Source organism: Clostridium hominis (genome assembly GCF_014287825.1).
GTDB lineage: Bacteria > Bacillota > Clostridia > Clostridiales > Clostridiaceae > Clostridium > Clostridium hominis.
Genome location: NZ_JACOOO010000041.1, coordinates 39,369 through 52,271, shown reverse-complemented (window position 1 = coordinate 52,271; position 12,903 = coordinate 39,369). Strand labels below are relative to the sequence as shown.

The following is a 12,903-nucleotide window of genomic DNA, read 5'->3' as shown; positions in this document are numbered from 1 at the left end:
TTTTTATTTCATTAAATTAATTATTTAACACTCTCTTACATTTCTAGTAGCTATGATATTAACATTTGTCCCTTCAATATCTTTATAAATTACATCCCCAATATTTATTGGAGCTTTAACTTCTAAATCTTTTAATGCCCTTAGACAATCAAATATTTTATTTTTAGGAATATCTTTTTCACTCTTAACTGAAACTTGATTATAATCTCCTCCAATAACCTTTACTGATGTTGTAATTACTCTAGTTGGATTAGTGAACTCCTTAACTCCATAATTTTCACCTATCTTACAGCTATTACCTGTTACTGTAATGTTATTATTTGAGTCTAGCTCAACAAGGAGAGCACACCCCATAGGACATCCAATACAAGTGAATTCTTTCCTTTCCATTTCACTAGCTCCTTTCAACCTTAAACATTATTTTATTAATTGAATTATACTTATCAAATGTATCCTTTTTAACCTTGATTTCTTCCATCTCTCCTGGTGTTAATATTTTTTTCTTTCTATGAATTATTAGATTATCATCAAAATATACAGATATATGGCAATCCTTATATACATCTCCTACCCTAAACCTAAAAATAACTGAATCTTCTATAGTTTCTAAATTTAACTTTTGAGGAACAACATATCTAACTCCATCAATACCACTAATTTCTATAAGACGTTTTTCCATCTCAAGTCCTTTTATATATCTAGAAGCATTTTTGCCTGCATCATAACTCTCTAAAGTTACATTATCAACAAGATCATGTACATGAAGCACATTACCACAAGCAAATACTCCTGGCACACTAGTTTCTAGTGTATTATCTACTATTGCTCCACCTGTGATTTTCGATAAATCCACTCCTATTTTTCTTGACAATTCATTTTCAGGTAATAGTCCAACTGATAATAATAAAGTATCGCATGGTATATAACTTTCAGTTCCTTTAATAACTTTTCTATCTACTCCAACTTCTCCTATAGTCACACCTTCAAGCCTATCTCTGCCATGAATTTCACATACAGTATGACTAAACATAAGTGGTATATCATAATCATTTAAACATTGAACTATATTCCTCTTTAAACCACTTGAATATGGCAATAGCTCAACTACTGCTTTAACCTTCGCTCCTTCAAAAGTCATTCTCCTAGCCATAATAAGACCTATATCTCCAGAGCCAAGTACTACTACTTCTTTTCCTGGCATATAGCCTTTTATGTTAACAAACTTTTGTGCTGACCCTGCTGTCATTATTCCAGAAGGTCTACTTCCAGGTATTGTTAATGCTCCTTTAGGTCTTTCCCTACATCCCATTGAAAGTATAATTGCCTTAGCTTTAATCTCTAATAATCCTTCTACTGGATTAATAGCATAAATATTCTTTTCTTTATCTATATCAAATACCATTGTTTTTAATTTATATTCAATCTTATATTCTCCAACCTTATCTATAAATCTCTGCGAATACTCAGGTCCGGTAAGCTCCTCCTTAAAAGTATGAAGCCCAAATCCGTTATGAATGCATTGGTTTAGTATACCACCAAGAACCTCTTCTCTTTCAAGTATAAGTATACTGTCAATTCCACTTTCTTTTGCTAATATTGCCGCTGCAAGACCTGCTGGTCCCCCACCTATTACAACTAAATCATAATTTTTCATTTTATGTCTCCCCTCCATTAATCTAAGCTAAAGATATTCTTTAGGCTTTCCATCTAAAATATTAGACCTTCTGCCAAACTTAGTTATTTTACTTAGAGGTATCTTCTTTTCACCATTTAATATCTCCATAATTCTTGTTACACAAAAACCACATTGACATCTACCAGAACCAGCTCTTGTCCTTCTTTTTATTCCATCTAAATCTGTTGCTCCAAGAGGTCTATTTATAGCTTCTAATATCTCTCCTTCTGTTACCATTTCACACCTACACACAATAGTTCCATAATGATGATTATTCTTTATAGCTTCTCTTTTCTCTTCTATACTCATATCATTAAATCTTTTTATCGCATTTCTCTTTGGATTAAAATTTTTATTTTCTTCTGGCTTTAATCTTTCTATAATAATATCCTTAACCATAATTGCTATTGCTGGTGAACTTGTTAAGCCAGGCGACTCTATACTTGCCGCATTGACAAAACCTTTAGCATCTTTAGGTTCTCCAATTATAAAATCATCTCTATCTGTCCTAGCTCTTAATCCTGTAAATGAAGTTATTATAAGGTTTCCAGGTAATGATTTGACGCTCAATAAGGCTTTTTCTATAATATCATCTAAACCTTCCCTAGTAGTACTTAAATCTTCTTTATCATAAATATCAACAGCATTTGGTCCTACAATAATATTTCCATCTACAGTTGGACTTACTAACACGCCTTTTCCTAACTTTGTTGGTAATTGGAATAATGTACACTTAGCTATATCTCCTGCATATTTGTCAAATAAGTTATATTCCCCTCTCCTTGGATTAATAGTAAATTTATCTTCAGAAACAAAGCTATTAATAACATCACTATACAAACCTGCTGCATTAACAATCATCCTTGTATCTATCTCTTCATCATTAACAAATACCTTAAAGTTACTTTTGTCTTTCTTGATATCCTTTACCTTAGAATTAAACCTAAACTCTACTCCATTAACATTAGCGTTTTCAGCTAGGGCAATAGTTAAATTAAAAGGACATACTATCCCTCCTGTAGGGGCATATAAAGCTGCAACCACATCATCTGTTACATAAGGTTCCATTTCCCTTACTTCATCACCAGATAATACCTTCAGATTTGGAACCCCATTATCTTCTCCTCTTTTTTTTAAATCATAAAGTTTATCCATATCATTTTCATCAAAACATAGTACTAATGATCCATTTCTCTTAAAATTAAACTCTAATTCTTCTGCAAGTTTATCAAACATCTTATTAGCCTCTGCATTTAGTTTTCCTTTCAATGTACCTGGCTTAGCATCAAATCCTGCATGTATTATGGCACTATTGGCCTTACTTGTTCCTGAACATACATCACTTTCTTTTTCTAATACTAGTGTCTTAAGCTTGTACTTTGAAAGTTCTCTAGCAGTTGCGCAACCTACAACACCTGCACCAATGATTACAACATCATACATATCACTACCTCCGTTTTATTAAAAAAAGCAAAAAGAACCCTTGGTGATCTTCTACGATCCCAAAGGTTCTCACAATCTCAACCTCTAATATATTTATTTTTTCTTATCTCTCATTAATAAATATATTATACTATGTTATATTTTATTCTTTATTTTCAAAAAAATTATTTTACTTCCTGAACTCCAGTAACTGTGCTCTTATCATCCTTCTTAAATGAATCTTTGTATTCTTGTTTTGAGAAATATACATTTCCTTCAACCTTTGCATTTTCAAGTTCAAATCCATCAGATTCTACATATATATCTCCAACAATTGTTCCACCTTCAATTTTAGTATCCTTACTCTTTACGGTAACTTTTGGTGTTGTTAATGTATAAGATTTTGTTGTGTTATTATCACCATTTTCATAAAGAGCTATTGTACGTCCAGCAGGAACCATCTTATTTGAATCATTTTTATCTGGTTTAGTGAAATCGCCTTCTACGACTATGTCTTTGTCAGTTGTTATATCATTTTTTACCAATACTATCCAACTATCCTTTAAAGCTTTTTTAAGTGTTTCTTCATCACTTGCTAAAGATGCTGAACTTACTACGTCTGTATCCCCAGGATTCTCTGTAGTTAAATTCCCTTTATCCCCTGTAGTTATACCATTGTTAGTTGTATTATTTTGATTTTTATCCTGTGTATTAGTCGTGCTACAACCAACTAATACGGCTACTCCTAAAAATAATGCCACTGCTAATGATTTTGCTTTCATCATTTGTCCTCCTCAAACTTAATTTTTAAACTTTATCATACTTATTACAATTGATACTTTTATTATTTCACTAAATAATTTAATTATTACAAAATATAAATAACATCCTAGTAATAAAAAAGTACTATATAATAATAAAAAGGTTGTATCAAAATTTGATACAACCTATAATAACTAACAGTTTCTACCGCTTCTAATATTTCTACAACCGTTACAGCTTTCTAGTACTTTCTTTATAACGCAGTCCCTACCTTTTCTAAATCCTTCATTAAATCCAGCTCTAAAACCTTCTCTAAAGCCTTGTCTTAATCCTGCTTCTCTACCTTCTTGACGACCTACTTCTCTTCCTTCTTCAAAGCCATTTCTAAATCCTTGACGTTTTCCAGCTTCACAGCCTTCTCTGAAACCAATTCTTCTTCCTTGCTCGAATCCTCTTCTGAATCCTTCTCTGAAACCAACTCTCCTACCTTCTCTGAAGCCAACACATCTACCTTGCCTAAATCCTTGCTCTTTTCCAGCACAAAAAGCAGCATTAATAGCATTAAGGCATTGTCCACGCCTAGAGTCACAATCTCTATCCCTGTCTCTATCGCAATTTCTATCTCTATCGCAGTCACAATTTCTATCTCTATCTCTGTCTCTGTCTCTGTCTCTGTCTCTATCGCAGTCAAAGTCTATATCGCAGTCAAAGTCTTCATCGTCAAAGTCCCTATTACCTCTGAAGTCTCTATTACCTCTGAAATCTCTATTTTCTCTGAAGTCTCTATTATCTCCAAAGTCTTCATCATCAAAATCAAATTGATCAAAGTCAAATCCTTCATTATTTGAGCATTCGCATTCATCAAAATCATTAAAACGTCTTTCGTCCATAACTTTTATCTCCTTTGTATAATTTATTTTATACTACATTCTATGCATTATGGATATATATGTTAATGATTTTTATATTAGCTTTTGTTATTTTTTATTTTCATAAAGGCATAATCTATAGTCGCTTTTAAATTATTTGAACTTTTTCCTCCACCTTGAGCTAAATATTTACTTCCGCCACCTCTTCCATCAATTAAGGTAATTGCATCTTTAAGAAGTTCATTCATAGATATATCATTATCTTTTGATGAAGCAAAAATTAAATTTGATCTATCATCACTTTTAACAGCAAAAAGTGCTATAGTTTTTTTATTTTCTGCTAGCTTTTCAGCAAGCTTTCCAATATGCTTTAAATCAGACTTTTCATAAATCTTCTTAATAATAGATATATCTCCAATCTTATCTGCAGATTCTATCATTTCCTTTACTTCATATTTGCTTAGTTCTGCCTTTAGCATTCTATTTTCATTTTGATATTCTTTAATTTCATCTGCTGATTTACTTATTATGTTTAGTATTTCACTTTCTCCACATTTCATCGACTTACAAATAGTAGAAATTATACTATCTCTCCTTAAGCTATCATCTATAGCTCTTTTTCCAGCTAGAAACTCTATTCTAGTTGCACCTTTATGCTTTTCCCATCTTCTAATCTTAATCATTCTTAAATCTAAGGTTGATTTAGGGTGTACTCCACAACAAGCATTTATATCAAGATCACCGATTTTTACTATTGTAATAGCATCATCAGTTTTAGGAAGTGCTCTTCTGATTTTAATTTTTTTAAGTTCTGATTTGCTTGGAGTTAAAAATTCAACTTCAATGTCTTCATTAATTATTTCATTTGCAAGCCTTTCAGCTTCTCTTATTTTACTTTCATCTAAGAAACCTTCAATATCTACAGTACTACTTTCACTTCCCATATGAAAACTTACAGTATTTGCATTAAATAATGAATAAAAGCATCCCGATAGTACATGTTGTCCTAAATGCTGCTGCATTCCATCATATCTCTTTTCCCAATCAATTTTACATTTAACTCTATGTATTTTTAATGGTTTCTTCTCTACAACATGATATATTATTCCTTTATCTTCATATACATCAATAACTTTATTCTCTTCGATACTTCCTGTGTCTGCTGGCTGTCCGCCTCCACCAGGAAAAAATGCACTTTTATCTAAAGCCACATGATATCTTCCATCAACTTCTTTAACTTCTAAAACTTCAGCTGTGAACTCCTTAATATATCTGTCTAAATAATATAATTTTTCCACTTATATTTCCCTCCATTTTTTGTCATAAGACAAATCTTCTCCTAAGTAATTTTTTTATCACTTATAACTTAAAAGATTTATAATCTAAATACTTAACATATTTCTTATAAAAAATAACTATCTTTAAATATCATAATTACTTCCTAAAACCCATGTTATTACATACTCAGTATTTCTAGGTATATTTTCTATTTCTGGATTATCTTTAATAAATCTTCCTTCTAATCCAATTTCTCTACATGTTAAGTCAAAGTGACACATAGCTATCCCCATATCAATCCTATGAATATCAAAAGTTAATTCACCATTTTTTATCTTAGATGAATTAATATAGAAATGAAATTTATTACTATCTTTTACTATTCTCCACGGCTGTTTATTTAGTGCTGATGGAGCAAGTCTAACATTTTCTAATACTTCTTTAAAGTACCCTAAATTAATTACTGGTGTCAATGGCATAGAAAAATCTCTTAAGAAAAAAAGTTCACACCATTCTTTTCTCTTTTTTGATTTAGCAAAAAGCTTCATAGCTCTCTCTATAAAACGCTTCTTCTCTTCACTTTTTCCTATTGGAGTTACTATAGGTAAGATCTCATTACTCTTTAAATCCATAGCCTTTGAAAATTCACTTTTATTAAAAGTTCCTCCAATCCAGCAAGTACCTAATCCAAGAGACGTTATATAAAGAATCAACTTTTCCATTTCATAACCAACTTCTTCTAAGGCCATCTCTCCATTTTCATATGCCACAGCAATAAATATATTTGCACCTTTTATAATACCATAGGTTCCAATCTTTTCTCCTTTTGACGGTTCTTGTGAATTTATTATTCTAAATCTTACCTTTTCATAAAAAGGTCCTTTTAAATTATTTATAAAGGCTTCTATTTTAACGATTTTCTCTTCATCTATATCATTTTGATTATAAGTTCTTACAGAAGTTCTCTCTTTAATTATTTCAGATATTGTTTTTTCAAAACTACTACTATTATTCATCATTTATCACCCCATATACACCACTGATATTATTTATACCTAAAAAAATATATGCATTACAACTATTATATCATTACTACATATTTTTTACATATTTTCCTCAATCAAGTGCAAATTTGCATCTTATTATGATTATGTTATATACTAGGTATGTAACCATTAGATACTAGGAGGTATATTTTGAATAAAAAATTAAAATTAATAGCTAGCGCTTTAGCACTATGTGTTACTTTTAATGTTTCTTTTCCAGTAATGGCAGCTCCTGAAAATGCATCTATTGATGAACATAAAGTTAAGTATCAAGAACTTAACACGGAAATTAAACAAATTAATGAAAAGATCTCTAGCTTAGATGTTGAAATTGAAGAAATTAATCAAAACCTAGAGGAAAACAACAGAAAAATCGAAGATACAAAAATAGAAATAGAAAACATAAAAAATCTCTTAATTCAGAACGAAAAAGAAATGGCTGAAGCACAAGATAAACTTAATATTAGAGTACGTTCCTTATATAAAAGTAATCTTAGCTCAAATATTATCTTGTTTGTTCTTGATTCAGAAAACTTTTCAGATTTATTTAACAGAATACACGCTGTGTCGAAAATAGTATCACTTGATAAGGAACTTATGAAAGATATTGATGAGAAGAAGGATAAACTTGAAGAAACTTCAGAGTCACTTAAGAATAATGAAGATACGCTAAGTTTACTTAATGATCAAATTTCTAAAGACTTAGAAGAAGTTGAAAGTAAAAAGGACGAGCAACAATTAGCTTTAAATCAACTTAATGAACAAAAAGATGAAATTTTTGCAATAATCGAAGCTAATGAAAAAACGCTTGTTGAACATCCATTATCAATTATTAACTCTTCTAGTTCTTCAATATCTCAAATTCAAGACGCTGTAAATACTCTTGAAGGATTACTTCCACAATTAAGCAGTCCTTATGTAATTGGACTAGCTCAGGATGGAATATATCAAGGTAATGTTCTAATTGAAGAAGCTAATACTCCACCTGCTGCGCCTCCATCATTAAATGAGGATGGTAAAGCAACATATCAAATGGAATCAACAGCTTATACCGGTGGTGGTTTAACTGCTATGGGGCTTAAACCAGTCCATAATCCAAATGGAATAAGTACAGTTGCAGTTGATCCAAATGTTATTCCTTTAGGTTCAAAGGTTTATGTATCAGGATATGGAGTTGCAATAGCATCAGATACAGGTGGTGCTATTAAAGGAAACATAGTAGACGTATATTTTAATACACATAGTGAGTGTATTAGCTGGGGACGTAGACAGGTAGAAGTTACTGTACTTGCTTACCCTGGGGAGTGGTAAAATATTTTTCTAACATGAAAGTTAAAAGCTTGGATAGAAATAATTCTGTCCAAGCTTTTTTTATCTGCCAATTAAAGTCTTAACTTTTATACTCTAACGTTACATAACCTCAATCATAAAATATATTTGATGTATATAATTAAATCAAAATATCTTTTTTACTAAAGTTAATATGTGCTATTGCATATGCAACTATACTTGTGATTATCATTACTATTATTCCATTTGTAACTGTTATATTAGGATTTTGCATCATCATAGCACTACTTCCTGTAAATACGCTTATTGAGTCTCCAAAGTTCAAGAATACTAAGTGCGCTATCTTTCTTAATGCTGATAGATTATAGCTTCCTATAGTTAGAAATACAGTTACTACCACTGAAATTGCCATAGTAATCATACTGCTTTTTATTAGTGTTGAAATCATAAATATTACAGCACAGGCCGTTATTATAAATAACCCTTGGAATAGCATTGACTTTATAAATAGTTCTAAGTTTGTTCCCATATGCCCTGAACCAATTACTTTAGATAACATTGCCGATCCATCTGGATTTATTATTTTCTCATACAATGTTCCTATACTCACTGGATAGCTTGATGAATTACTATTAGATGTTAAATTAACAAATAAGAATCCTAAAAGTTCACCTCCAAGTATCATTGAAAGAACCGTAATAGTTACAGCTATAAACTTTGATAATAATACCTTGCCTCTAGTTACTGGTTGGATAAGTAAGAACTTAAGTGTTGCAGGAGTACATTCCCCTGATACTATATCACTCATAAATACAGCTATCCCAGCTACTAATATCGCCATTCCTAAAAATTGCATCAATGAACTCATGTAGTTATAAGCATCATATTCCCATCCATAAAGTGGTTGAATATTATTTTCCTTTAAATAAGTAAATTCTTCTAATCTTTCTTGCGCTTGCACTATATATTGCTTTGACCACTCGTCATCATACTTTTCATATCTTGCTATATCTTCTTTTGCATATTTAATTTCTTCATCTAATTGCTTTTTCCACTCATCTTCATTTACACCATTTTTAATTATGTCTTCATAACTTTTTATCTGCTCTTTAGAATATTCTATTGATTCTTCTAGCGATGCTATATAATCTGGGTTAGCATCAGAGTTTTTGTTTAATTCAAGTTCATTATTATAATAATCTAAGTTTTCTTTTGCCATTTCTAACTGTTTTTCAGGTGACTGCCACATTCTCATATTCTTATCTTGGCTATATTGTCCAAAAATTGTTATTCCAATAAATAAAGCAAAAAGAGCAAATACTATCCACGTTTTTCCTTTCTTTAATAATTTAATAAATTCATTTTTAATAAGTGTAAATAACATTATCTTATACCTCCTTCAACTAGCTCCATATATCTTTGCTCTAGTCCCTTTCTTTCCTTGTAAATCTCTTCAACATTAAAGTTATTCATAGCTAAATGCTTAACTAGCTTAGGAGTAGAGTTACACTCCAAAATTATCTTTAAGCCTTTCTCTCCTTCTTTACAAGATGAAATATAAGTTAACTTATTTATTTCTTTGATTAAATTATTTTTGTCATCATTAGATACTAAGCATACTACATCTTTATCTGTATCCATAGTATTTGTTCTTTTATTTATCTCCTCTACAGCTTTAATTACACCATCATTAATAAATGCAACCTTATCGCAAAGATTTTGAACTTCTGATAGAATATGTGAAGATACAAATACAGCCATATCTCTTTCTCTTGCAGCCTTTTGTACTACCTCTCTAAAGTCTAATATCCCTGATGGATCTAATCCGTTAGTAGGCTCATCTAATATTAAAAGCTTAGGTTTAGATAAAAGCGATGCTGCAAGTCCTAATCTCTGTTTCATTCCTAAAGAATACTTTCTAACCTTGTCATCTATTCTATTTTCAAGCCCAACAAGCTTAATAGTTTCTTCTACCTGCTCCTTTGATATCTTTCTTATTCTAGCTATTTGCATCAAATTCTCTCTTCCTGATAAGTATTTATATAACTCAGGATTTTCAACTACTGCCCCAACCTCATTTAATGCCCTGCTTGTATCCTTTTTTAAATCATGACCACAAATCTTAATTTCACCTTCTGTAGGTTTAATTAAACCTACTAACATTCTTATAGTTGTAGTCTTCCCAGCTCCATTAGGTCCTAAGAAACCAAATATCTCTCCTGAATTTATCTCAAAGCTTACACCTTTAATAATTTCTCTTTTTCCAATGGTCTTTTTTAAATTATTTACCTCTAAAACCTTCATTTATCTTTCCTCCAATATTTGTCCATCATATTTCTAATTATAGACAATAAATCTTAATATACATTATGAAATTTCTTAAGATTTCCTTAAAAAAGAAAATCCCCCAAAAGTTTTTGACTTCTGAGGTCTATTTTTACCTATAAACTTTTTCTATATTTTTAAAATTACATAAGAAATATATTAAGCTTACTATTGTTAAACATCCAAATACGGCTACCATTAATCTCATATCATTATCTATATCAAGTCCTAATTTATAGCCAATAAATATTCCACCATATATTAAAACTATATTTAATATTACTTGAATTGGCACAATTACATACAATTTTATGTTTTCAGAATAGCTTTTTATTATACTTCCTACTGCTTGAACACCAAATGCTAAAATCAAAATAGAGCCTGATAATAAGTATATTAGTATATCTATTAAAATACTACTTAAACTGCCTGTTTCAACTTTACTTTTATATAGTGAATATATAAATGGTGCAGTAATAATCCATAATGGATATACCTTAAGCCATAATTTTACCCCTTTCCAAGCAAGCTTTTTTTTACTTAATGGCAGATGATTCGTTTTTACACACCCTGCCCCATCATAAATTTTCTCACCTGCTGGAGTAATAGTTATTAATGTTAATATAGGAATAAGAGAAATAATAACAGTTCCTACACTTGTTAAAGATTTTAAAACCGCTGATGAAATAAACCAATAATTTTCTCCATTATATTTTCTAGTTATTAAAAATCCAATAAAGAAAACTGCTATTATTGCAAAAAACACTGCTGCTATTCTCTTAATTTCCATAAGCCAATCTCTTTCAAACTTAAACATATAAATACACCTTCTTCTATAAAGTTTATTTTATCTATAAACTTTTTCTATATCCTTAAACGCTACTATAAAATATATCAAGCTCGTAGCTAATATTATTATAAATAACACTACTAACCAAGTTATATCTTTACCTGTATCCATAGTCAGACTAATTAAGAATAAACTCCCCAAGATTACCACTATATTAATCAATACTTGTATTGGTACAATACTATACCATCTTATATTTTTAGCAAACATAATAATCATTGTTCCCATTATCTGCATATCATATATAGAAAAAAATATTATTAAAGCTATACTTTCTGAAATACTTCCTAATATCATATCGCTTAAAGCATATGAGCTAATCCTATTTTCAAATAATATATTTACAAAAGTTGAAGCAATTATTATCAGTGGTAATACTACTAACCACATCTTAATCCCCTTCCAAACTATCTGCTTTTTACTAATTGGCAAAAAACATGTTTTTACTTTTGATCCAAACTTATCTGGATTTAAAGGACAAACTGATGCAACCGATATAATTGGTAACATCATAATCCAAGCTGTTAACAAGTTTGTAACTGTCTCTACTATACCTTTGGAAACTTCCCAGTATACTTTATTAGAAATATTAATTGTTAATCCATACATAATTAAAAACATCATAATACTGCTAAATGATAATGTTATCAATATTTTATAATCATAGAGCCAATCCTTTTTAAACCTGAACATACCCATACACCTCTTTGTATAAATCTACTACAGATTTTCCTTCTACTCTTAAATCTTCAACTAATTTATTACATATAATCTGTCCATCCTTTAAAAGTAGTACCCTGTCTAGCATCTTCTCTATATCTGATACAAGATGGCTTGAAATTATTATTGTACTTTCTAAACTAAAATTATCTATAATCATCTTAATAATTTCTTCTCTTGCAATTAAATCAATTGCTGCTAATGGCTCATCCATTATATATAAAGAACCATTTATTGATAAAGCTAATGCTAAATGATATTTTTCATTTTCACCTTTTGAAAATGTCTTTATTTTTCTATCTAAGTCAATTTTAAAATACTTAAGCATATCCATACATTTCTCGTAATTAAAAGTTTTAAAATATTCTTTATAGTAATCTACCCCATCTATTGCCTTCCATCCCTTGGGAATAATAGGCGTATCATTCATATATCCAATCAATTCTTTATGCTTATAATAAAACTCTTCTCCATAAAAAAAATATTCTCCACTGTCAAAGGTTATATGTCCTCCTAGTATCTTTAAAAGAGTACTTTTCCCCTCTGCATTAGGTGCTAATAACCCTATAATTTCACCTTTATTTATCTCTAAATTAAAGTTATTCAGTATTACCTTATCACCATAAGCTTTATTTATATTTACTAATTTAATCATACTATTCTCTC

Annotated in this window: 13 protein-coding genes; 1 reads left to right on the top strand and 12 read right to left on the bottom strand. The window is 30.1% G+C overall.

Features of this window, described 5'->3' with window-relative positions:
- Positions 1 to 24: 24 nt before the first annotated feature.
- From H8S20_RS17235 to H8S20_RS17205, 7 genes are all read right to left on the bottom strand, one after another.
- On the bottom strand, positions 25 to 390 hold the full coding sequence (locus H8S20_RS17235; protein WP_032119324.1) for a DUF1667 domain-containing protein: 366 nt from the start codon (positions 388 to 390) through the stop codon (positions 25 to 27).
- 4 nt (positions 391 to 394) lie between these two features.
- Positions 395 to 1,654, bottom strand: a complete 1,260-nt coding sequence (locus H8S20_RS17230) for an NAD(P)/FAD-dependent oxidoreductase (protein ID WP_186860877.1) — start codon at positions 1,652 to 1,654, stop codon at positions 395 to 397.
- A gap of 27 nt (positions 1,655 to 1,681) precedes the next feature.
- A complete protein-coding gene (locus H8S20_RS17225) occupies positions 1,682 to 3,118 on the bottom strand; it encodes an NAD(P)/FAD-dependent oxidoreductase (protein ID WP_186860876.1) in 1,437 nt (478 codons plus the stop codon).
- A gap of 164 nt (positions 3,119 to 3,282) precedes the next feature.
- Positions 3,283 to 3,882: a hypothetical protein gene (locus H8S20_RS17220; RefSeq protein WP_032119327.1), complete on the bottom strand. Its 600-nt coding sequence runs from the start codon at positions 3,880 to 3,882 to the stop codon at positions 3,283 to 3,285.
- 171 nt (positions 3,883 to 4,053) lie between these two features.
- The gene (locus H8S20_RS17215) at positions 4,054 to 4,749 is read right to left on the bottom strand and encodes a FliH/SctL family protein (protein WP_186860875.1); all 696 of its coding nucleotides are present in this window, start codon (positions 4,747 to 4,749) and stop codon (positions 4,054 to 4,056) included.
- A gap of 77 nt (positions 4,750 to 4,826) precedes the next feature.
- Positions 4,827 to 6,026 (bottom strand): alanyl-tRNA editing protein, encoded by a 1,200-nt coding sequence (locus H8S20_RS17210; RefSeq protein ID WP_032119328.1) that lies wholly within the window; start codon positions 6,024 to 6,026, stop codon positions 4,827 to 4,829.
- A gap of 123 nt (positions 6,027 to 6,149) precedes the next feature.
- Complete coding sequence (locus H8S20_RS17205; protein WP_243177750.1) at positions 6,150 to 7,025, bottom strand: nitroreductase family protein; 876 nt, start codon at positions 7,023 to 7,025, stop codon at positions 6,150 to 6,152.
- Between the two features lie 177 nt (positions 7,026 to 7,202).
- Here H8S20_RS17205 and H8S20_RS20740 point away from each other — a divergent pair, with 177 nt between their 5' ends.
- Positions 7,203 to 8,363 (top strand): 3D domain-containing protein, encoded by a 1,161-nt coding sequence (locus tag H8S20_RS20740; RefSeq protein ID WP_032119329.1) that lies wholly within the window; start codon positions 7,203 to 7,205, stop codon positions 8,361 to 8,363.
- A gap of 139 nt (positions 8,364 to 8,502) precedes the next feature.
- Here H8S20_RS20740 and H8S20_RS17195 read toward each other — a convergent pair whose 3' ends face one another.
- The 5 genes from H8S20_RS17195 to H8S20_RS17175 form a co-directional block, all read right to left on the bottom strand.
- Positions 8,503 to 9,726 (bottom strand): DUF2705 family protein, encoded by a 1,224-nt coding sequence (locus tag H8S20_RS17195; protein ID WP_032119330.1) that lies wholly within the window; start codon positions 9,724 to 9,726, stop codon positions 8,503 to 8,505.
- Entirely contained in the window at positions 9,726 to 10,646 is a 921-nt protein-coding gene (locus H8S20_RS17190; RefSeq protein WP_032119331.1) for an ABC transporter ATP-binding protein, read from the bottom strand. The genes H8S20_RS17195 and H8S20_RS17190 overlap by 1 nt, the downstream gene beginning before the upstream one ends.
- A gap of 133 nt (positions 10,647 to 10,779) precedes the next feature.
- Positions 10,780 to 11,484: a hypothetical protein gene (locus H8S20_RS17185; protein WP_186860874.1), complete on the bottom strand. Its 705-nt coding sequence runs from the start codon at positions 11,482 to 11,484 to the stop codon at positions 10,780 to 10,782.
- Between the two features lie 30 nt (positions 11,485 to 11,514).
- Complete coding sequence (locus H8S20_RS17180; protein WP_186860873.1) at positions 11,515 to 12,210, bottom strand: hypothetical protein; 696 nt, start codon at positions 12,208 to 12,210, stop codon at positions 11,515 to 11,517.
- Positions 12,197 to 12,892 (bottom strand): ATP-binding cassette domain-containing protein, encoded by a 696-nt coding sequence (locus H8S20_RS17175; RefSeq protein WP_186860872.1) that lies wholly within the window; start codon positions 12,890 to 12,892, stop codon positions 12,197 to 12,199. Before H8S20_RS17175 ends, H8S20_RS17180 begins: the two co-directional genes overlap by 14 nt.
- Positions 12,893 to 12,903: the final 11 nt, after the last annotated feature.

Excerpts from the sequence above, each read along its gene's own strand:
- H8S20_RS17235 (WP_032119324.1), bottom strand. The coding sequence starts at position 390 with ATGGAAAGGAAAGAATTCACTTGTATTGGATGTCCTATGGGGTGTGCT.
- H8S20_RS17230 (WP_186860877.1), bottom strand. The coding sequence starts at position 1,654 with ATGAAAAATTATGATTTAGTTGTAATAGGTGGGGGACCAGCAGGTCTT.
- H8S20_RS17225 (WP_186860876.1), bottom strand. The coding sequence starts at position 3,118 with ATGTATGATGTTGTAATCATTGGTGCAGGTGTTGTAGGTTGCGCAACT.
- H8S20_RS17220 (WP_032119327.1), bottom strand. The coding sequence starts at position 3,882 with ATGATGAAAGCAAAATCATTAGCAGTGGCATTATTTTTAGGAGTAGCC.
- H8S20_RS17215 (WP_186860875.1), bottom strand. The coding sequence starts at position 4,749 with ATGGACGAAAGACGTTTTAATGATTTTGATGAATGCGAATGCTCAAAT.
- H8S20_RS17205 (WP_243177750.1), bottom strand. The coding sequence starts at position 7,025 with ATGATGAATAATAGTAGTAGTTTTGAAAAAACAATATCTGAAATAATT.
- H8S20_RS17195 (WP_032119330.1), bottom strand. The coding sequence starts at position 9,726 with ATGTTATTTACACTTATTAAAAATGAATTTATTAAATTATTAAAGAAA.
- H8S20_RS17190 (WP_032119331.1), bottom strand. The coding sequence starts at position 10,646 with ATGAAGGTTTTAGAGGTAAATAATTTAAAAAAGACCATTGGAAAAAGA.
- H8S20_RS17185 (WP_186860874.1), bottom strand. The coding sequence starts at position 11,484 with ATGTTTAAGTTTGAAAGAGATTGGCTTATGGAAATTAAGAGAATAGCA.
- H8S20_RS17180 (WP_186860873.1), bottom strand. The coding sequence starts at position 12,210 with ATGTTCAGGTTTAAAAAGGATTGGCTCTATGATTATAAAATATTGATA.
- H8S20_RS17175 (WP_186860872.1), bottom strand. The coding sequence starts at position 12,892 with ATGATTAAATTAGTAAATATAAATAAAGCTTATGGTGATAAGGTAATA.